This is a genomic window from Bradyrhizobium sp. CB1717 (assembly GCF_029714325.1).
GTDB lineage: Bacteria > Pseudomonadota > Alphaproteobacteria > Rhizobiales > Xanthobacteraceae > Bradyrhizobium.
Genome location: NZ_CP121666.1, coordinates 2,684,344 through 2,705,112 on the forward strand (window position 1 = coordinate 2,684,344; position 20,769 = coordinate 2,705,112).

Annotated in this window: 19 protein-coding genes; 12 read left to right on the plus strand and 7 right to left on the minus strand. The window is 65.0% G+C overall.

Going from position 1 to position 20,769, the window contains the following annotated elements:
* Window positions 1-48: 48 nt before the first annotated feature.
* Complete coding sequence (locus tag QA649_RS12720; RefSeq protein WP_283024477.1) at window positions 49-819, minus strand: response regulator transcription factor; 771 nt, start codon at window positions 817-819, stop codon at window positions 49-51.
* Window positions 820-1,642: 823 nt separating this feature from the next.
* On the opposite strand from QA649_RS12720, the gene QA649_RS12725 reads away from it, so the two are divergent.
* Complete coding sequence (locus tag QA649_RS12725; protein WP_283024478.1) at window positions 1,643-2,581, plus strand: hypothetical protein; 939 nt, start codon at window positions 1,643-1,645, stop codon at window positions 2,579-2,581.
* Window positions 2,582-2,595: 14 nt separating this feature from the next.
* Here QA649_RS12725 and QA649_RS12730 read toward each other — a convergent pair whose 3' ends face one another.
* A complete protein-coding gene (locus tag QA649_RS12730; protein ID WP_283024479.1) occupies window positions 2,596-3,174 on the minus strand; it encodes a MarR family transcriptional regulator in 579 nt (192 codons plus the stop codon).
* Window positions 3,175-3,834: 660 nt separating this feature from the next.
* Between QA649_RS12730 and QA649_RS12735 the strand changes: the two genes are divergently transcribed.
* Window positions 3,835-4,722, plus strand: a complete 888-nt coding sequence (locus QA649_RS12735; RefSeq protein WP_283024480.1) for a dienelactone hydrolase family protein — start codon at window positions 3,835-3,837, stop codon at window positions 4,720-4,722.
* 55 nt (window positions 4,723-4,777) lie between these two features.
* Here the strand turns inward: QA649_RS12735 and QA649_RS12740 are convergent, their stop codons facing one another.
* On the minus strand, window positions 4,778-6,046 hold the full coding sequence (locus QA649_RS12740; RefSeq protein WP_283024481.1) for a serine hydrolase domain-containing protein: 1,269 nt from the start codon (window positions 6,044-6,046) through the stop codon (window positions 4,778-4,780).
* 119 nt (window positions 6,047-6,165) lie between these two features.
* Complete coding sequence (locus tag QA649_RS12745) at window positions 6,166-7,014, minus strand: SDR family oxidoreductase (protein ID WP_283024482.1); 849 nt, start codon at window positions 7,012-7,014, stop codon at window positions 6,166-6,168.
* A 145-nt stretch (window positions 7,015-7,159) separates the two neighbouring features.
* Between QA649_RS12745 and QA649_RS12750 the strand changes: the two genes are divergently transcribed.
* Window positions 7,160-7,876 carry an HAD family hydrolase gene (locus QA649_RS12750; protein WP_283024483.1) on the plus strand — a complete coding sequence of 239 codons (717 nt, stop codon included), beginning with the start codon at window positions 7,160-7,162 and terminating at the stop codon, window positions 7,874-7,876.
* A gap of 67 nt (window positions 7,877-7,943) precedes the next feature.
* On the opposite strand, the gene QA649_RS12755 is transcribed toward QA649_RS12750, so the two are convergent.
* On the minus strand, window positions 7,944-8,351 hold the full coding sequence (locus QA649_RS12755; protein ID WP_018641213.1) for a nuclear transport factor 2 family protein: 408 nt from the start codon (window positions 8,349-8,351) through the stop codon (window positions 7,944-7,946).
* Between the two features lie 109 nt (window positions 8,352-8,460).
* Window positions 8,461-9,945 carry a mannitol dehydrogenase family protein gene (locus QA649_RS12760; protein WP_283024484.1) on the minus strand — a complete coding sequence of 495 codons (1,485 nt, stop codon included), beginning with the start codon at window positions 9,943-9,945 and terminating at the stop codon, window positions 8,461-8,463.
* Window positions 9,946-10,088: 143 nt separating this feature from the next.
* Between QA649_RS12760 and QA649_RS12765 the strand changes: the two genes are divergently transcribed.
* From QA649_RS12765 to uxuA, 6 genes are all read left to right on the plus strand, one after another.
* Window positions 10,089-10,913: a FadR/GntR family transcriptional regulator gene (locus tag QA649_RS12765; RefSeq protein ID WP_283024485.1), complete on the plus strand. Its 825-nt coding sequence runs from the start codon at window positions 10,089-10,091 to the stop codon at window positions 10,911-10,913.
* An 88-nt stretch (window positions 10,914-11,001) separates the two neighbouring features.
* Complete coding sequence (locus QA649_RS12770; protein WP_283026022.1) at window positions 11,002-11,961, plus strand: sialic acid TRAP transporter substrate-binding protein SiaP; 960 nt, start codon at window positions 11,002-11,004, stop codon at window positions 11,959-11,961.
* Window positions 11,962-12,074: 113 nt separating this feature from the next.
* Window positions 12,075-12,653 (plus strand): TRAP transporter small permease, encoded by a 579-nt coding sequence (locus QA649_RS12775; protein WP_283024486.1) that lies wholly within the window; start codon window positions 12,075-12,077, stop codon window positions 12,651-12,653.
* Between the two features lie 4 nt (window positions 12,654-12,657).
* Window positions 12,658-14,064 carry a TRAP transporter large permease gene (locus tag QA649_RS12780; protein WP_283024487.1) on the plus strand — a complete coding sequence of 469 codons (1,407 nt, stop codon included), beginning with the start codon at window positions 12,658-12,660 and terminating at the stop codon, window positions 14,062-14,064.
* Window positions 14,061-15,110: an L-idonate 5-dehydrogenase gene (locus tag QA649_RS12785; protein WP_283024488.1), complete on the plus strand. Its 1,050-nt coding sequence runs from the start codon at window positions 14,061-14,063 to the stop codon at window positions 15,108-15,110. Before QA649_RS12780 ends, QA649_RS12785 begins: the two co-directional genes overlap by 4 nt.
* Before the next feature lie 13 nt (window positions 15,111-15,123).
* Window positions 15,124-16,314, plus strand: coding sequence for a mannonate dehydratase (gene uxuA, locus QA649_RS12790; RefSeq protein WP_283024489.1), 1,191 nt, complete (start codon window positions 15,124-15,126; stop codon window positions 16,312-16,314).
* Window positions 16,315-16,449: 135 nt separating this feature from the next.
* Here the strand turns inward: uxuA and QA649_RS12795 are convergent, their stop codons facing one another.
* A complete protein-coding gene (locus QA649_RS12795) occupies window positions 16,450-17,388 on the minus strand; it encodes a LysR family transcriptional regulator (RefSeq protein ID WP_283024490.1) in 939 nt (312 codons plus the stop codon).
* Between the two features lie 211 nt (window positions 17,389-17,599).
* On the opposite strand from QA649_RS12795, the gene QA649_RS12800 reads away from it, so the two are divergent.
* The 3 genes from QA649_RS12800 to QA649_RS12810 are packed head-to-tail and all read left to right on the plus strand — an operon-like array spanning window position 17,600 to window position 20,756.
* A complete protein-coding gene (locus QA649_RS12800) occupies window positions 17,600-18,682 on the plus strand; it encodes an ABC transporter ATP-binding protein (protein ID WP_283024491.1) in 1,083 nt (360 codons plus the stop codon).
* Window positions 18,683-18,717: 35 nt separating this feature from the next.
* Entirely contained in the window at window positions 18,718-19,434 is a 717-nt protein-coding gene (locus QA649_RS12805; protein ID WP_283024492.1) for an HAD family hydrolase, read from the plus strand.
* Between the two features lie 14 nt (window positions 19,435-19,448).
* Window positions 19,449-20,756, plus strand: coding sequence for an FAD-binding oxidoreductase (locus QA649_RS12810; protein ID WP_283024493.1), 1,308 nt, complete (start codon window positions 19,449-19,451; stop codon window positions 20,754-20,756).
* Window positions 20,757-20,769 lie beyond the last annotated feature (13 nt).

Sequence of the window (20,769 nt, forward strand, 5' to 3'; positions counted from 1 at the left end):
GAGGCTCCGCGGAGGCCGTTGTCGGTTTCGTGGCGGCGCTCTGCCGCGTCAGTTTCCGGCCGGATACGCCGCCGGGGCGGCATGCGCCCTGTTGAGGAGAATGCCGACCTCGTCGAGCTCCTGCATCGGCACCTCGATGGTCTCGCCGGCCGGGATGTTGAGGCGGTATCCGACGTAGCGCCGGGCCACGATGGCGTCGAAACCGAGGCGGTCGCGGAGCTTCTTGCGCAGCTTGCTGACGTGGCTTTCGATCACGCTCTCGTCGAAGGTGGACTCGAAGATGCCGTAGACCGCGTTGAAGATCTGCGTCTTGGTGATCCACTTGCCGTGGTTGCTGACCATATATTCGAGAATGCGCAGTTCGCGGCGGGGCAGGGTGAGAGCGTGGCCCGCAATCTCGGGGTCACGCCCGTTGAAGAAGACCTGGATCCTGGTCTCGCAGGGCCTCGGCAGTTCGCCCACCCGGCGGCGCGCGATTGCGGCCGTCCGGGCGAGGATTTCGCGCAGGTGAATCGGCACGTGCACGACGTCGTCGACACCCGATTCGAACAGCTCCAGCGTGTTCTTGAGCATCTTCTGGCCGCTCATGGCGATGATGGGAGCCGCGGAGCGCTTGCGCATCGCCCGCGGCAGACTTCCGCGGGCATCGCAATCCCCGAGGAGGAACGCGTCGACCGCTGCCAGGTCCGATTCACTCGCAGATTGCAGCCAATCCCAGAATTCTCCGGAGGAGAAGCCGATCGACGATACGCCTTCGCGAACGAGCCCTCCAACGTAGCTGTTCGTGACGCTCTCGCGATCATCAACGATAATATACATTAGTCTTTCGCCCCTGTTTCGCACTTGTCGCGGCCGGCTGGTTGTTGTGATGCACCGGCTCGGCGACCATGCTGTTTGACGATATTTCCATCCCGCGAACCGTTGTTATGGTTTCGATATTCGCGGGCAGCCCTACGCATTCAGTGCCTGCGTTTTCCGCGGGCCTGTTACTTCGACTCGATACTGAACGCTTACTGCGTGAGGCCCGGCGGGTGTCTTACGGATCACCTCGCGGGGCGGATTGAGACAGCGACCTAGAACAGTTGCGCCAAGTTGCCTATTGCGTCCGAACGCTACTGAACTTTGCCGATCTCCTCGCCAACTGGCGAGAATCACTTGAGTAGGACCGTAACAATTGCCGATTCCCGATCAAGCGCGCGTAACAAAGCTGTTGCTATGCGTGTTTGATGCTGTTGGTTTGTTGCGAGTTGTTTCTTGCTATATCTAATCACACTAGTTGGTTTGGATACTGAACTACTTTTGCATTGCGCTGGGTCTATAGTTCCGCATCCCTGTATAATCACTGCTATTTTGGGTGGTGATGCAGGTCACGCATATGGAGGGGTTTTCAACCCGGGATTGACTCTATCCACCGGGTTTCCACATGCGACAATTCGACTCATGTGTGGCGCGCCGACTCCAGCTTGGCGAAATCTTGGCGAGTGTGTGTCTTTCGAGTCGCACTCTCGCCGCGTGCGTGACGCTTTCGACTCATTCGGCGTCGCATCGTGCGTGCTGAAAAGTTTTCGATGCGCACGTTTCAGGCAAGCTTCGGCAAATAAATTCGTCGCTCGAAAGATCGAAGCGAACGGAGCATTTTCACATGTCGTCCGATGGACAAGCTCGTCCCGGCGCAACAGCCGATGTTGCCGCGGCGGCGAAGCCGGCTCCGGAAGCGCCCAAGACGAACCCGACGCAAGCGGCCAAGCCCGCAGCAAGTGCAAAGCGGATGTCGGCTGTGGCGAACGACGAAACGCTGGCAAAGGAGGCGCTCGAGGGCTTGAAGCGCATTCGTGCCAAGGCGCGCCTCGACAAGATGGCGATACCAAAGCCCGCGCCAACAGTGATCAAGCCGGCGGTGATCGTGGCCAAGCCGCCGCCACCTCGTCCGACCTGGGTGGTGCCGCTCGCGACTTTGGCGGTCGCCGCCGTCCTGGTGGTGTGCGCCTGCACCGGCGTGATCGCCTATCTCACCACGCAGCCCGCCCAGAACAATGTCGCGGCCAATGCCGAGATCAGGATTCTGCGCGAGACGGTCGCCCAGTTGCGCAAACAGGTGTCGGGCGTGTCGGAAAATCTCGACGGCCTGCGGACCGCGGTCGATCAATCGAGCAAGGCAACCAATGACCGCTTCGGCCGGTTCGCCGAGAACCTCGACCGCATCGAACGGGTGAGCTCGTCCTCCACGGTGAAGCTCGACAAGCTTGCGCAGGCGCAAGCCCAGGCGCCGGCGACCGTTGCTTCGCAGCCACCCTCGCCGACGATGCCGATGATGGCCTCGGTCGCCGTGCCGGAATACACGGGGTCGGTGCCTGCCTCGGAACGTACGGCGGCACCGCGAAAGGTGGTCAAGGGCTGGTCGGTGCGCCAGGCCTATGAGGGGATCGCGATCCTGCAAAGTCCGAACGGCGTCATCGAGGCCGTGCTGGGACAGCAGGTGCCCGGCCTCGGCCGTATCGAGGAGATCCGGAGCGAGAACGGACGCCTGGTGGTGGAAACCAGCGGCGGCGTCATCTATTCGTCGCGCAAGGCTACGCCCTGATCGAAGCCTGCCGTCTACTGGCGGTGATGCTCGAAGCTGGTGCAGAGCAGCTCGACCTCCGGCTCCGCGATCGGCGCGCGAAACAGGCGGCAGGAGAACTCGACCGTCGTCTTGCCGTCCGCGCTGGTGCGATCTTCCCGGAGGAAGATGCATCGCTTGCAGACGTCGGTATGGTGCCGCTGCTCGGCCGCGTCGGACTGATCGAGCACGTGGCGGAGCGCGTCGCGGAAGCGGATCTTGGCCTCCTCGTCGAGCACGGCAATCGCGTCGACGAGAACGGTGACGGGATCGCGCGCCAGGAACTTCTTGCCCTGCTGGGTGACGCTCAGCAACACCGAACGCTTGTCCTTGGCCGAGCGCTTTCGTTCGATGTAGCCGAGCCGTTCGAGCTCGCCGATGATGAACGAGGCGGTGCCGCGCGTGGTACCGACGTAACTCGCGAGCGCCGAGGGCGTGCGGGAAAACCGGTTGGCGCGGGAGAGGAAGCGCAGCGCCATCCACTCGCGATCGCGCAAGCCGTGCTTGGTGCCTTCGAACCACAGGATGCGTGCGACCTGCTCCACCAGTTCAATCGATTCGCGAGCCAAATTCATTTCAATTCCGGATCGGATAAAGCTTTATTCAATTGAGCCTTGGGTAGCGCAATCTGGTGGACGACAATGAAGCTCTCGGGCGATCCCTCGTCTTTTTCAGACGGCGGAGCGCGCCTTGGGAGGACGCGTCTCCGTTGCCGGAGATGGAACTTCCGGCCGTGGAACTAGAGCGTCACAAAGAAAGTTCGAGTAAACCGCACGGCTCAACTCTTCCGAAAATTTCAGTCAAATGACTGCGCATCACGTGCCGTAATCCGATGGCGTGCAACATCCGGGCAACATGATGTGTCGTTGCGGCCACTGCACAGCCCATTTGTTGCGGCGGAGCGTTTCGAAATGGGCGAAGCGGCGGCGGATCTGCAACTTCTGACGGCGTGGAGTGGGGCGGGAGAACCACAATCTTGGGTTAATGGATGTTGCGCCGCAGTGCGGCCACGCGGTTAAAGCCCGCACACGATCGGTCCCCTGCGGACCGGCTGATCCGGTCGGGTGGCGCGCGTGGTGCTTCGGCAGCCGGAGGCTGCCGAGGTGATCGCGCCAACGAAGGGATGAGGCGGAGAGCCGCGTCCTCGCAGGCTGGTGACTTGCGTTTGTCCGACAACTATTGGCGAATGCGGCGCCCCAGGGGCATCAGCATGGGAAGCAGGAAGGGAAAGACCGATGAGCTTTGAGACCACCATGACATCCGACGTCGTCGGGCTGACGAAAGTCGCCCCGCTCTCTCGCCGCGGATTCATGAGCGCCACCGCGGCCGTGGCCGCTGGCTACACGCTCGCGGCCGGTCCGGTCCGTGCCGACATCATCACGACGGACACCAACGGCCTCCAGGCCGGCGATGCCAAGATCAAGGTCGGCTCCGAGGAGATGCCCGCCTACTTCGCCCGCCCGGCCGGCAACACCAAGGCGCCGGTGATCATCGTGGCGATGGAGATTTTCGGCCTGCACGAATACATCAAGGACGTGACGCGGCGCCTCGCCAAGCTCGGCGCCTTTGCCATCGCGCCCGACTATTACTTCCGCAAGGGCGTCGACCTGACCAGGGTCACCGAGGTCAAGGACCTCTTGCCGGTCGTCAACGCCAAGCCGGACGCCGAACTGCTGTCCGATCTCGACGCGGTGGTGGCCTGGGCAGGATCGCAGGGCGGTGACACGGTGAAGCTCGGCATCATCGGCTTCTGCCGCGGCGGGCGCACGGTCTGGGAATATGCCGCCCATAGCGGCACGCTCAAGGCCGGCGTGGCCTTCTACGGCACGGTGGTCGACCCCGCCAATCCGCTGTGGCCGAAGAGCCCGATGCAGCTGGCCCCGGAGATGAAGGCGCCGGTGCTCGGCCTCTATGGCGGTGCCGATACCGGCATTCCCGTCGCCCAGGTCGAGCAGCTCAAGGCAGCGCTGGAGCAGAACAAGAAGGCGGCCGAGTTCAAGATCTTTCCCGATGCGCCGCACGGCTTCCACGCGGATTATCGCGGCAGCTACCGCAGGGACGCGGCGGATGATGCCTGGAAGCAGGCCGAGGCCTGGTTCAAGAAGTACGGCGTGTTGAGCTGACGTTGGACCTTACGAGGGCGGCCCGCGTGGCCGCCCTTTCCTTATCGAGGCGCGGTCACTTCACCATCGCGCCGTAGACGATGTCCTGCACCTGCTCGCGATAATATTTGCGCAGCTCGCCAGGCGCGGCCGTGCCCACCACCACGACGAGACGCTCCTTCGGATCGCAGAAGAACTGCGTTCCGTAGGCGCCGTTCCAGGTGAACTCGCCAGGATTGCCGGGGACCGACGACAGGCCCTCGCTGGTGCGGACCGCAACCGAAAGGCCAAAGCCGAAGCCGCCGCGATGCGGCTCGACATTCGCCACGTTGTTCTTGATCTCGGGGCCGAGGTGATTGGTCGTCATGTGATGCACGGTCTTCGGGCCGAGGATGCGCTGTCCGTCGAGCTCGCCGCCGTTGAGCAGCATTTGCCCGAAGCGGACGTAGTCGCCGACCGTCGCGAACGAGCAGGCCCCGCCGCAGTCGAACTTTGTCGGCGTATCTAGCAGCTTGATGGCCTGCGGCTTGCCGGTCAGCGGATCGTTGGCAAACGGGCGGGCAAGGCGAGGGCGCTGCGCGTCGGTTGGGTGGAAGGTGGCGTCCTTCATGCCGAGCGGCTGCCAGACATTGGCGGCGAGATAATCGCCGAGCTTCTGCTCGCTCACCTTCTCGACCACGGCGCCGAGCACGTCGATCGAGAAGCCGTATTCGAACTCGGTCGAGGGTTGATGCGCCAGCGGCAGTTTTGTCATGCGGTCGACGAAGGCCTGGGTGTCGCCCTCGATCGCGGGCGCGACGCCATCGGGATATTGCCGCGCCACCGGGCTCGATGAGTCCGGCCGGCCGCCATACATCAATCCGGACGTGTGCCGGTAGAGATCGTGGATGAAGATCGGCGAGGCCTGCGGCTCGAGCTTGAGCGAGCCGTCGCTCTGGGGCACGCCGACCTTCATGTCGGCAAAGCCGGAATAGTAATCGGACAGCTTGGCCTGGAGCGGCAGCTGGCCCCTTTCCATCAGCGTCAGGCCCGCGACCGCCGCAATCGGCTTGGTCATCGAGGCCAGCGCGAAGATCGCATCGACCGGCATCGGCGTGCCCTTGTCCGGATCGAGCATGCCATAGGCCTTGTAGTGCACGAGCCTGCCGTCCCGCGCGACGGCGACGACTGCCCCGGGCACGCGCTTGGCCGCGATCTCGCGCGCGAAGAAGCTGTCGAGCCGCGCAAGACCCTGCTTCGAGAAACCGGCGTCATCGGGATTGGCTTCGGGCAGCGGCGCGGCGTGCGCTGCGTTGAGCGTGATGGCGGCAGCCGCCGCCGCGATCATGGCGATCGTCTTGTTCATTCAATCCTCCCAGGCGAGCTCGTTATGCGAATGGCTCGCTCATGCCTAGATCACGATCACGCCGGGACGAAGTCAAGCGCGGGCGGGGCATGTCCGGGAGGCGCCGGATGTAGCGGAACCTATCGTCCTTCGCCCGCGCGCCACAGCGCATCCAGGGCCTGGCGATAGGTTGGATAAGCCAATTTGACGCCGAGCTCGCGCTTCAATTTCGCATTGGAGACGCGGGCGCTGCTGGCATAGAAGCTGCGCGCCATCGGCGACATCTCGGCCGTCTCGAACGCCTCTTCCGGCGGCGGCGCGACACCCATGAGCTGCGCGGCATAGGCGATCACGTCCTGCGGCGGCGTGGGCTCGTCGTCGCAGACGTTGAAGGTGCCGCCGCGCCCGTGCTCAATGGCGGCCATGATCGCGCTCGCGATGTCGTCGACGTGGATGCGGTTGAAGACCTGCCCCGGCTTGATGATGCGCCGGGCCGTGCCGGTTCGCAGCGTCACCAGCGCGTTGCGGCCGGGGCCATAGATGCCGGCAAGCCGCAGGATTGCGACATGGCCGTAACCGCTGTTGGCCCAGGCCTGCTCGGCCGCGAGCCGCAGGCGCGTGCGCTCGAAGGCGGCCTGCGGTGGCGTGCTCTCGTCCACCCAGCTGCCTGCGTGATCGCCATACACGCCGATGGTGGAGAGATAGATGATCCTGCGATGACGCCCCGCCAGCACGCCGCCGAACGCCGTGATGGCGGGATCGCCGCCGCCGCCGGGTGGGATCGACACCAGAAGAACATCGGCGTCGCTGATGCGTTCGAGTGTCGCGTCAGCTGGACGGCTGCCGGAAAAGGCATGCACCTCGATACCGGCAAGGTCGCTTCGTTCTCCGGGATCGCGCACGGTGCCGGCGACATGCGAGAAGGCCCCGCCGAACCTGCGGACGAAATGCCGGGCACTGTAGCCGAGGCCGAGGATGAAGAGCCGCATGCGTCTCCCGTACAGGTCGGAGTTCCCATCGCGCCAGCTGCGCGTTCTTCGCTCATAAGAGATTTTTGGGTCCGACAAAAGATATTGCGATTTGTCTCGCCCGGCAGCCCGGGCGATGCTCGCCTGGCACAGGGAGGCATCGATCATGCAGGCAGAAGCGTTCGCTTTGGCGCCGGTGGGCGCTGCCGAGCTGATCCTGCGCGCGGCCGCGCTAATCTTCGATGTCGACGGCACGCTGGCCGAGACCGAGGAACTGCATCGGCAGGCTTTCAACCACGCCTTCGCCCGCGCCGGTCTCGACTGGCAATGGGACCGCGCCGTCTACAAGGACCTGCTGCGGGTCACCGGCGGCAAGGAGCGCATGCGCGCCTACCACACAGGGCTGGGCATTGCCCCGGCATTGTCGGATGCGGACATCGCCGAGCTTCACCGCATCAAGACCGCGCACTATGCAGAGCTGATCGAAACCGGCTGCTGCCCGTTGCGGCCGGGCGTGGCGGAGTTGCTTGCTGCGGCGAAGGCGCGCGGTCAGCGGCTCGCGATCGCGACCACGACGTCGCACGGCAACATCGATGCGCTGCTGTCGCAGGCGCTGGGCAAGCGCTGGGCCGCGGACTTCGAGGCGATCGTCGCCGGCGACGATGTCAGGCACAAGAAGCCGGCGCCGGACGTCTATCTCGAGATTCTGGCGCGGCTGAAGCTCGATGCATCCGATTGCGTCGCGATCGAGGATTCCGCCAACGGCCTGATCGCAGCCTCGCGCGCCGGAATTCCCGTTCTCATCACCCGCAGCATGTTCTTTGGGGATGACGACTTCACCGCGGCGCGGGTGGTGCTGGACGATCTGTCGCGGCTTGGATGAGGCCGCCAACAAAAAAGTCGGAAAACAACCCCATGCACAGTAGGTCACGGCCGCGTGCTCACCCCGTTCAGTGGACGCGGCGGCTCGTTCTATCGTCCTCAGCCTGCTCGACAATCTGGGCGATCGGGCTCGACTGGTGATGCACCAGTCGCCAGCCGTCGCCGACGCGCCGAAAATGGTTCGCAGCCGCCAAAGCGGTGCCGTCGACGATCTCGATGCAGAGCACGCGGGCGCTGTCGCCGTCGACGATGGCCTGCGGTTCGGCGCAGACGATCTGCGGCCGCTGCGGGTTTTGCAGGATGTCGCGCCAGCTTCCGATCACCGTGGCGCGCCCGATGATGGCCGGCCAACCGGGATGGATGCAGGAAATGCCGTCGTCGTCCGCCCACATCCGTTCCATGCCGGCGACGTCGCCGGTGGAGAAGGCGGCATAGAAGGCCGCGTTCGCGGCGATGACCTTGCTGTCCTTTGCCATGCCTCTCGGGTGAGGCAATGACAGGCAAAAATCAAGCGCGACTTGCGTTTGATTTTGCGTTCGATTTTGACCGCAGTGCAGCATCGAGGGGCCGCTGCCCGCTTTGTGATCAGGCAGAAACCAGCGTCTCCACCGCCCGCCGCGCGCCATCCTGATAGAGACGGCCGAGCGCCGCGGTGACGGCCTCACGCAGGCGCGGCTCGGTGCCCAGCGGTCCGAACACCTTCTCGACCCCGAGCAGGGCCGGCGCAAGCCGCTCGGCCACGGGACCAGCCTCGCGCGCGAGGCTTGCGAACTCGGCAGCGAGGGGGTCGCGCACGTCGATGGCGCGGCCTTGCTCGTCTGTTGCAGTGACGTAGCGCATCCAGCCGGCGACCGCGAGCGCGTGCGTCGCGATCGGCAGGCCCCTGGCGAGGCGATCCTGCATCGCGCCGAGCAGACGCTGCGGCAGCTTTTGCGAGCCGTCCATCGCGATCTGCCAGGTGCGATGATGCAAAGCAGGGTTGGCGAAGCGCTTGAGCAGCGAGGCGCGGTAGGCGGCGAGGTCGGTGCCAGCCGGCATCGTCAGCGTCACCGCGGCCTCTTCCATCACCCGCGCGGCGAGGCGCGCGAAGTGCGGATCCCGCATGGTGTCGGCGATGGTCTCGTAAGCAGCGAGATAGCCGAGATAGGCGAGCGCGGAATGACTGGCGTTGAGCAGCCGCAGCTTCATCAGCTCGAACGGCTTGACGTCGGTGACGAGCTCGACGCCTGCGGCGGCAAGATCGGGCCGGCCCGCAGTGAAGCGATCCTCCACCACCCATTGCGTGAACGGCTCGGTCATGACCGGCCAGGCGTCGTGAAAACCCAGCGCGTTCGAGACCGCGTCGCGGTCGGCATCCGTCGTTTCCGGCACGATGCGGTCGACCATGGTGCAGGGAAAGGCGGCCGCATCCGCGATCCATTTGCCGAGATCCTTGGAGCGGAGCGCGGCGAACTGCGTCACGATCCGCTGCACGGTGTGACCGTTGGCGGCGAGGTTGTCGCAGCACAGCACGGTGAAGGGCGCTAGTCCCTGTGCGCGCCGGCGCGCCAGCGCAGCCACGATGAAGCCGGGCGCCGAGCGCGGCGCGTCAATATTGTTGAGGTCGTGCACGACATCAGGATGCCGCTCGTCGAGATCGCCGGTCTGCGGCGTGTGGCAATAGCCCTTCTCGGTAACGGTCAGCGAGACGATGCGGATGGCGGGATCGGCCATCCGATCGACCAACGCCGCCGGCTTCTCGCGCGCGACGACACTGTCGAGCAGGGCGCCGATGACGCGGTGCTCAGTACCTTCGGCGGCGCGGACGGCAACAGTATAGAGGTGATCCTGCGGGGCGAGGGCATCGCGCGTATCCGGGCTGCGCAGGCTCGCGCCGACGAAGCCCCAAGCCGTAGCGCCAGCGGCAAGGCAATCGTCGATGACGACGGCCTGATGCGCGCGGTGAAAGGCCCCGAGGCCGAGATGCACGATGCCGGGCGTGACGCGCGAGCGGTCATAGGCCGGGCGGCGGATGCCAGCTGGCAGCCGGTCAAGATTGGCGCGGCCAAGACGCTCTGAATTAAGCCGCATGGACGTCTCCCCATTGCTTTGCCGCTGCTTGACATGGCGCCCGTATCAGGTCAATGCTCCGGTCAATTGGTAAGACCAATTTTCCAAAAATTGGCGGGCCGCGGGTTTCGACGACCCCGCGCGACCCTTCCGGGAGGACCAGCGTGCCGCTGGAAGCTGTGGAGGCGAGACGGCTTTATCGCCAGGTCGCCGATCAATTGCGAAGCCTGATCGACAGCGGCGAGTACGCGGTCGGCAGCCGCTTGCCGACCGAGCGCGAGCTCGCCGAGCAGCTCAAGGTGTCGCGGCCGACGGTGCGCGAAGCCCTGATCGCGCTCGAGGTCGAAGGCCGCCTCCGCATCCGCGTCGGCTCCGGCATCTATGTGATCGAGCCTGCCGCCGTTGCGGCGCCCGCAGCCGCTGCTGTCATCGAGGGGCCGTTCGAGCTGCTGCGCGCCCGCGAATTCCTGGAAAGCGCCATTGCCGAACAGGCCGCGCGCGTCGCGACGAAGGACGATATCGTCCGCATCGATGCGTCGCTTGTCGCGATGGAGAACGTCGAGCATCCCGGCGAGGCCTCGATGGTCCACGACCGCGCGTTCCACGTCGCGATCGCCGGAAGCCTCGGCAATGCCGTGCTGGTGCGCGTGGTCGGCGAGCTGTTCGACCAGCGTCTCAATCCCTATTTCGCGCAGCTCGCGCACTATTTCGAGAGTCCGGGCACGTGGCGTACCGCGCTCGACGAGCATCGCGCCGTGCGCGATGCGATCGTGGCACACGATCCCGAAGCCGCGCGCGATGCCATGCGAAAACACCTGGCGCGCTCGCAGGAGCGCTTCGCCCAGAATTTTGGCGCCGAGACCGCGGCCGGATCGTCGCCGGCCCGGAGCCGGACGGCGCGATCGGCGGCAAAGCCGGCAAAACCAGCGCGGGCCTCGAAGAAGCAGGCCAAAGAACGCGCCAAGAGCAGCAGCGCGCGACGGCGATGAGATTGGGCGGCCCGCACCCGGTTCGGGGCGGGCGAACAAGAAACAGACTTGAACGATGGAGGAAAAGTCAGTGTTGAAGAAGATGACGATGATGCTCGCGGTCTCCGCCGCGGCGATGATTGCCACCACCCATGCCGGCATGGCGCAGACCAAGCTCAAATGGGCCCATGTCTACGAGACCTCGGAGCCGTTCCACACCGCCTCGGTCTGGGCCGCGCAGGAGATCGGCAAGCGCACCAACGGGCGCTACACCGTCGACGTCTATCCGGCCTCGCAGCTCGGCAAGGAAGCCGACATCAACCAGGGCCTCTCGCTCGGCTCGGTCGACATCATCATCTCCGGCTCGAGCTTCGCGGCCAAGAGCTTCGCGCCGATCGGCGTGACCTATTATCCCTACACATTCCGCGACTCGGACCATCTCCTCGCCTACACCAAGAGCGACATCTTCAAGGAGCTCGCCAAGGGCTATGAGGACAAGAGCGGCCACCACATCGTCGCGGTGACTTATTACGGCGTGCGCCAGACCTCGTCGAACAAGCCGATCAAGAGCTGCGCCGACCTCAAGGGCCTGAAGATGCGCGTGCCCGACGTTCCGGCCTACCTCGCAATGCCGCGCGCCTGCGGCGCCAACACCGCACCGATCGCGTTCGCCGAAGTCTATCTCGCGCTCCAGAACGGCACCGTCGAGGCCCAGGAGAACCCGCTGACCACGATCGAGGCCAAGAAGTTCTACGAGGTGCAGAAGCACATCGTGCTGACCGGCCATATCGTCGACCACCTCAACACGGTGGTGGCGGGCGCGCTCTGGAAGAAGCTCAGCGACGAGGACAAGAAGATCTTCACCGACGTCGCCCAGGAGGCCGCCGCCAAGGCGACCGGCGAGATCAAGCAGAACGAGGCCAAGCTGGTCGCCTTCTTCAAGGAGAAGGGCCTGACCGTGACCGAGGTCGACAAGAACGAGTTCCGCGACACCGTGCTGAAGAACGTTGCGTTCGAGACGTTCGGTTACCGCAAGGCCGACTGGGAACGGATCCAGGACGTCAAATAGCAGTGACTGTCATTCCGGGGCTCGCGAAGCGAGAATCCGGAATCTCGAGGTTCCGGGTTCGACGCTGAAGCGTCGCCCCGGAACGACGTGAGAGAGGTTTGAGGAGCACACCCATGTCGACCGCCGAAATACACCGGCAGATCACCGCGGACGAGATCGCCCACACCTTCGAGGAGGAGGCGACGCCCAAGGTCGATCTCGGCGTCTACGCTTTCGAGGACTGGGTGGCGCTGGCGATCTTCTGGGTGATGGCGCTTGCCGTCTTCCTCCAGTTTTTCACCCGCTACGTGCTCAACGACAGCTATGCCTGGACCGAGGAGATCGCGACCTACTGCCTGATCGGCGTGGTGTTCATCGGCGCCTCGATGTGCGTGCGGCTGTCGCGCCATATCCAGGTCGACCTGATCTACCGCTACCTGCCGCGCCTCGTGGCGCGTGTGTTGTCGACCATCATCGACCTGATCCGGATCGCCTTCTTCGGCTACGCCATCAAGCTGGTCTGGGTCTACATCCAGATCATCGGCGATGAATCGATGACCACGATCAATCTGCGCAAGGACTACGTCTATTACGCCGTGCTGGCGGGCTTCGTGCTGATGTTCGTGCGCTCGGTGCAGGTGGCCATTCAACATTTGCGACAGGGTTATTCGATCCTCGAACGCCCCGGCGCCTACGACGGTTTTGAAGGGTAATCCCATGTTGCTGTTGCTTGGAGGCTTCCTCGTCCTGATGCTGCTCGGCGTTCCCGTGGCGATCGCCATGGCCGTGTCGTCGCTGCTCTACATCCTGGTCAGCGGCGTGACGCCCGACGTCACGCTGGCGCAGCGCATGATCGCCGGCGTCGAGAGCTTTCCGCTGCTCGCCGTGCCGTTCTTCATCCTGGCCGGCAATCTTATGAACATCGCCGGCGTCACCGGGCGCATCTACAAATTCGCGGTCGCGCTGGTCGGCTGGATGCGCGGCGGTCTCGGCCACGTCAACATCATCGGCTCGGTGATCTTCTCCGGCATGTCGGGCACCGCGATCGCGGATGCCGCCGGCCTCGGCACCATCGAGATCAAGGCGATGAAGGACCATGGCTACTCCACCGAGTTCTCGGTCGGCGTCACCGCGGCGTCCGCAACGCTCGGGCCGATCATCCCGCCGTCGCTGCCCTTCGTGATCTACGGCATGATGGCGAACGTCTCGATCGGCGCACTGTTCCTTGGCGGCGTCATCCCCGGCATCGTCATGACGCTGCTGATGATGGCGACCGTCACCTATTTCGCGCACAAGAACAAATGGGGCAGCGACACGCCGTTCTCCTGGCCGCAGCTCGGCTCAGCCGGCCTCGAGATCGCCATCGTGCTCGCTTTCCCGCTCGCGATCTGGCTGATGGTGATTGCCGGCATGTCGGTGAACATGGCTGTCGTCATCGGTCTCGGCACGCTGCTCCTGATCGACTGGTATTTCGATTTCTCGGCGGTGATGGCGCTGATGGCGCCGGTGATCCTGATCGGCGGCATGACGCTCGGCTGGTTCACGCCGACCGAAGCCGCGGTCGCCGCGGTGATCTGGTCGCTGTTCCTCGGTCTCATCCGCTACCGCACCATGACCTTGAAGACGGTGGCGAAGGCGACCTTCGACACCATCGAGACCACGGCCTCGGTGCTGTTCATCGTCACGGCGGCCTCGATCTTCGCCTGGCTGCTGACGGTGTCGCAGGCCGCGCAGATGCTCTCGGACTGGATGCTCAGCATCACCCACAACAAATGGGTGTTCCTGGCGCTCGCCAACGTGCTGATCCTGTTCGTCGGCTGCTTCATCGACACCACGGCGGCGATCACCATCCTGGTGCCGATCCTGCTACCGATCGTGCTCAAGCTCGGCATCGACCCGATCCATTTCGGCCTGATCATGACGCTGAATCTGATGATCGGCCTGTTGCATCCGCCGCTCGGCATGGTGCTGTTCGTGCTCGCCCGCGTCGCAAAACTCTCGGTCGAACGCACGACGGTCGCCATCCTGCCCTGGCTGGTGCCGCTGATGCTCGCGCTGATCGCGATCACCTACATTCCCGAATTGACCCTCTGGCTGCCTAAATACATGGGACTCTCCAAATGACCTCGACTGCTCTCGCCGCGACCCTGTTCGGCCCCGAAGACCTGCGCATGATCGAGCATCCGCTCGACAAACTGGCCTCCGGCATGGTCCGCATCCGCTTCGGCGCCGGCGGCATCTGCGGCTCGGACATGCACTACTTCCGCCATGCCCGGACCGGCGATTTCGTGGTGAAGTCGCCGCTGGTGCTGGGCCACGAGATCTCGGGCGAGGTCGTGGAGATCTCCGGCGCCGCTGCCAATCTGAAGGTCGGCGACCGCGTTGCCGTCAACCCGTCGCGCTGGTGCGGCCATTGCGTCGCCTGCCGCGAGGGCCGGCCGAACCTGTGCGAGAACATCTACTTCATGGGCTCTGCGTCGAAGACGCCGCACATGCAGGGCGGCTTCGCCAATTACTTCGACGCGGTCCCGGCTCAGTGCGTGAAGATTCCGGACCACGTCTCCTACCAGGCCGCGGCGCTCGCCGAGCCGCTCGCGGTCTGTCTGCACGCGGTCGCGCGCGCCGGCAACATCGAGGGCAAGCGCGGCATCATCTTCGGTGCCGGCCCGATCGGGCTTCTGACCATGCTCGCCGCACATCGCGCCGGCATGGCCGACGTGACGGTGGCCGACATCGCGCCGGCGCCGCTGGCCTTTGCGACCAAGCTCGGCGCCTCGCATGTCGAGAATGTCTCCGCCGGCGAGGAGGGCCTGAAGGCGCAGGCCGCGGCACGCCCCTATGACGTCGCCTTCGAGGTCTCCGGCACGGCTGCGGGCCTTGCCAGCGCGATCGGGATCGTCCGGCGTGGCGGCGTCGTGGTGCAGATCGGCAATCTGCCCGGCGGCCAGATCCCGACGCCGTCGAACGCCGTGATGGCCAAGGAGATCGACCTGCGCGGTTCGTTCCGCTTCGGCTTCGAGTTCATGACCGCGGTGGAACTGATCGGCAACGGCAGCGTCGACGTGCTGTCGCTTGTCACCGCCGAGCGGCCGCTGTCCACCGCGCCCGATGCGCTGCGGCTGGCGCTCGACCGCTCGCAGAGCGTCAAGGTCGTGCTGACCGCGAACTGATCGGAGATTGCACATGATGCTCGAAGGCTGGCGCTGGTACGGGCCCGATGATCCCGTTTCGCTCGATGACGTCAGGCAGGCCGGGGCGAGCGATATCGTCTCGGCGCTGCATCAGGTGCCGATCGGCGAGGCCTGGACGCGCAAGGCAGTCGAGGAGCGCAAGAACTTCATCGAGAACGGCCAGCCTGGCCGCTCAAAGCTGACTTGGTCGGTGGTGGAATCGATACCGATCCCTGACGACGTCAAGCGCCTGGGCGGGAAAGCGACGAAGTCGATCGAGGCGTGGATCGCGAGCCTGGAGGCGGTCGCCGCCTCCGGCATCAGGATCATCTGCTACAACTTCATGCCTGTCGTGGACTGGTGCCGCACCGATCTCGAATGGGAGCTGCCGAACGGCGCCCGCGCCATGCGCTTCGACCAGGATCGCTTTGCTGCGTTCGAGCTGCATATCCTGAAGCGCCCGGCGGCCGTGCAGGAATATTCGCCCGAGCAGCAGGCACGCGCGAAAAAATTGTTCGACCAGATGAGCCAGGCCGATATCGACTATCTCGTCATGGTCATCGCCAGCGCGCTGCCGGGATCGACCACCGAACCCATGACGATCCCGCAATTCCGCGACCGGCTCGAGACCTATCGCGACATCACGCCGAAAATCCTGCGGCAGCACCTCGCGGAATTCCTCGCGCGTGTCGCGCCGGTCGCCGAGCAGCTCGGCGTCTCCCTGACGCTGCACCCGGACGATCCGCCGCGGCCGCTGTTCGGCCTGCCGCGCATCGCCTCCAGCGCCGACGATTATCAGGCGCTGTTCGATGCCGTGCCGTCCAAGGCGAACGGCATCTGCCTGTGCACGGGCTCGCTCGGCGTGCGCGCGGAGAACAACCTGCCTGACATGGCCGAACGCTTCGGCCCGCGCATTGCGTTCGCCCATCTGCGCGCGACCAAGCGCGAGGCGGACGGCCTGTCGTTCTACGAGTCCGATCATCTCGACGGCGACGTCGACATGGTCGCGGTGCTCAAGGCGCTGCTGAAGGAGAACGCGCGGCGTTCGCCGGATAAGAAAATCGTGTTCCGGCCCGATCACGGCCACCGCATGCTCGACGATCTCGCCGCCACCAAGCGCACCAATCCGGGCTACACCGCGATCGGCCGCCTGCGCGGCCTCGCCGAGCTGCGCGGCGCGATCAGGGCGATCGAGCATCGGTAGAGGCCAAAGCTCTACCCACATCGTCATTGCGAGCGCAGCGAAGCAATCCAGAATCCCTCAGCGGAAAGACTCTGGATTGCTTCGCTGCGCTCGCAATGACGTGGAGAGAGGAGGGCTTCCCCCAATACCGCCTGCTTAATAACACGCGTCCATCGCGCCGAGCTTCGGATAGAGCCGGTCGATCGCGGCGATGTCGCTGTGCATCTGCGCGATGATCCAGTCGCGGATCTCGGCGGCGATCGGGCGCATCAAGCGGTTGCGTGGCGGCAGGAATTCGCAGATGCGGCGCGTGGTGGTGAGCGTGTCTGAGGCCGGCACCAGCGCGCCGGTGAGCAGCCAGTGCGAGGCGACCGTCAGCCAGCCCAGCGCGATGCCCTGGCCGAGCAGGGCGGCCTGCACCACGACGGCATAGTCGGTGAAGCTCAGCGCCTTGGCCGCGCCGCGACGCCCGGTGAGAAGCGATGCGTAATCCGCGGCCCAGTCGCCCGGCGTCTCGGCGAGACGGATGATGGTGTTGCCTTCGGCGGGGTCGGTCTGGCCGATATAGCCGGGACTGCACATCGGCAGCATCACTTCCTTCATGATCAGCGTGCCGCCGGACGAGGGCTCTTCTCGATCGCGGAAGCGCATGCCGAGATCGACATTCTCCACCGGGCCGCGCAGCGCGCCGGAGATGAGCTGGAAGCGCAGGTCTACTTGCGGAAACTGCTTCTGCAGCTTGTCGATGCGCGGCATCAGCCAATGCGTGGTGAAGGCGGAGGAGACCGACAGCGTCACCGTCTCGGTGCCCTTGCGGCGCCGCTCGATCTCGACGAGCCCGCTCTCGATGCTGCGGAAGCCTTCGAGCACGCGGCGATAGAGCAGCTCGCCTTCCTCGGTGAGCACGGCGCGGCCCGCCTTGCGATCGAACAGGCGAACGCCGAGATGCTCCTCGAACTGGCCGAGCATCCGGCTCACCGCCGGCTGCGTCACGTTCAATTCGGCGGCCGCCGCCGTGAAGCTGCCGTTGCGCGCCGCTGCGTCGAAGACGAACAGGGCGTTGCTGGACGGCAGCATGCGGCGGAGCTCGGGCATAACGTCATGTTATGAGCGCGGTGAGAATTTGGCAATTGCCGAGTTTTGGCAAGTCTGGTGTCATTGAGATGACAGCCCAAAGACAGGGCCTTCGAGAGAAGATTTGGTGCAGCGCACGCTTCGGCCGTGGCTACCCAGAATCCCTGTCTATAAAGCAGGCTTATGGCGTGCAGTGAGGCAGGCCAGCGCAGGGACATGGCGAGGTCGATCGTTGGACAAGCGAGCGGAAAGCGTCGAGATCAGGTCCGCCAGCAAGGCCTATGGCGCCGTTCGCGCCCTCGACGACGTTTCGCTCAATGTCGGCGCCGGTGAATTCGTCTCGCTGCTCGGCCCCTCCGGTTCCGGCAAGACCACGCTGCTCGGCATTTTGGGCGGCTTCATCCTGCCGACGTCAGGCACAATTCTCTTCGGTGGCCGCGACGTCACCTGGATGCCGCCGCACAAGCGCGACATCGGCGTGGTGTTCCAGAACTACGCGCTGTTTCCGCATATGAGCGTCGGCGAGAACGTCGCCTTTCCGCTGCGTGCGCGGCGCCTGCCGAAATCCTCCTGGCCGGACAAGGTGCGCGCGGCGCTCAGCATGGTCGGCCTTGCCGGCTATGAAGAGCGCGGCATCGCGCAGCTCTCCGGCGGCCAGCGCCAGCGCGTGGCCCTCGCACGCGCCATGATCTTCGAGCCGCGCCTGATCCTGATGGACGAGCCGCTCTCCGCGCTCGACAAGCAACTGCGCGAATCCATGCAGATCGAGCTGCGGGCGCTGCACAGGCGTATCGGCGCCACCATCATCTATGTCACCCACGACCAGCGCGAGGCGCTGACCATGAGCGACCGCGTCGCCGTCATGAAGGACGGCCGGCTGGTCCAGATCGACGAGCCGGCGCGGCTGCACGATCATCCGGCCGATTCCTTCGTCGCCAGCTTCATCGGTGAAGCCACCATGCTGCCCGTCCGCCGGGTCGATGCCTCCAGCGTTGCGCTCGGCAATGCCTTGCTGCGAAGCGCCCGCGCCATTCCCGATGGCGATGCCCTGATGCTGGCCGTGCACAGCGAAAAGCTGCTGATCGACGACGGCGCGCAGGATGCCGCCTGCAACCGGCTGACCGGAACGGTCACCGACATCGTCTACCAGGGCGAGAGCCTGCGCATTTTCCTGGCGCTTGCCGACGGCATCGCGCTCAGCCTGCGCCAGCCGAGCTACCACCAGGCCTATCACCGCATTCCGCCGCTCGGCGGCAGCCTCACGGTCACGCTCCACCCCGAGGACACCATTGTCGTCCCCAGGGTGGGGGACTGAACTTCAGCCTCATCCAACCCGAGAGAAGAAACGATATGTCGACCCAAGCCGCGTTCAGCAATTTCAAGGTCCTCACCTTCGACGTCGTCGGCACCTTGATCGATTTCGAGACCGGCGTGCTCTCTGCGGTGCGCAAGATATCGGGCAAGACGCCGGCGGAGCTCAGCGACGACAAGATTTTCGAATCCTACAAGCGCGGCCGCGACAAGCATTACGAGCGCTCGAGCGAGGTGATGTTTCATGTTTACCGCTACCTTGCCAAGGAGCTCGGGCTGCCGGCGGATGACGCCTCCTGCGACGTGTTCCAGCTTGCTGTGTTGCGCTGGGGCCCGTTCTCCGATTCCGTCGAGGCGCTCAAGCGCCTGCGCACGAAGTTCCGTCTGGTCGCGATGACCAATGCCGATCGCGTCGCGCTCTCGTGCTACGCGCATGCGCTCGGCAATCCCTTCGACGACACCGTCTGCGCCGACGACACCGGCGTTGCCAAGCCGAACCCGGAATTCTTCGCCTACAACAAGGGGCGGCAGTCGGCCTTCGGCTACAAGCAGTCCGACATTCTGCACGTCGCGCAGAGCCAGTATCACGACATCGGGATCGCGCGGAAGCTCGGCTACAAGGTGTGCTGGATCGAGCGCCGCCAGGGTATCGCCGGTTTCGGCGGCACGCCGGCGGTGGAGACGCTGACCAAGCCGGATTTCCATTTCCCGACCCTGAAGGCGCTCGCGGATGCTGCGATCGGTCCGGCGGCGTAACGGAGAGCTGTGGCATGACACGGGACTGGCGCGCGCTACCATCGGTCGATTCGCTGTGGGAAGCCACGGCGGAGCCGGCGCGCGACTATCCCGTGCTGTCGGGCGAGCAACAGGCCGATGTGGTGATCATCGGCGCCGGCTACACCGGCCTCTCCGCCGCGCACCACATTGCGAGGAGCGGGCTCAGCCCCGTCGTGCTCGAAGCGAACCGCCCCGGCTGGGGCGCGAGCGGGCGCAATGGCGGGGTGATCACCGCCAAATTCCGCCTGTCGTTCCGCGAGATCGACGCCACGCATGGCCGCGCCATGGCGCGGCGCATGTACGAGATCGCGCATGAATCGACCGACATGGTCGAGGAGCTCGTCTCCGAATTCGGTATCACGAGTGCGAACCTCACGCGCACCGGCCAGGTCAAGGCCGCACATAACGAAACGACGCTGAAGGCCGCGATCGACGAAGCCAACTGGATGACGCGCGAGATGGGCTCGGCCGAGGTGCGCGTTCTCGACAAGAACGGCGTGCGCGATGAGACCGGCTCCGACATTTTTGTGGGCGGTGTGCTCAATCCCGGCTCGGGCGGGATCCATCCGCTGAACTATCTGCGCGGCCTCGCTGACGGCGTGGCGCGCCGCGGTGTCCCTATCTTCCAGCAGTCGCCGGTCGTGCGGTTGCGGCGCGAGAAGGACGGCATCGTTGCCGAAACGCCGCGCGGCGCGGTGCGCGCAAAACAGGCGATCGTCGCCACCAACAGCTATTCCGACCTGACCAGCGCGACCGCGCATCTGCAGCGCACGCTGATCCCGTTCCGCAGCGCCATTGTCGCGACCGAACAACTGCCGCGCAATCTCGCAGGGCGGCTGATGCCGACGGGGCGCACTTACACCGAGACCAAGCGCATGATGCGCTGGTTCCGCATGGTCGACAACCGCGTGATCTTCGGCGGCCGCGGCGCCTTCGGCAAGCAGGATTCGCAAGCCGCATTCGATGCCTTGCGCAAGGCGATGGTCGGCATCTTCCCCGATCTCGCCGACGTCCCGCTCGCATACAAATGGTCGGGCCTCGTCGCGATGACGCTGGATTCGGTGCCGCATATCGGCCGGCTCGACGATCGCACGCTGTTCTCGGTCGGCTACAACGGCGCCGGCGTTGCGATGTCGAGCCTGATGGGCCGTTATCTCGCCGCCTTCGTACGCGGCGAGACGCCCGACGTCGGCCTGCTCGATGCGCGGCGCATGAAGGCTATACCGTTCTATCCGCTGCGTGAGCCCGCCGTGCGCATGGTCGCCGGCTGGTACCAGTTTCTCGATGCGATCGGTCAGTGAGATCATTGGAGGA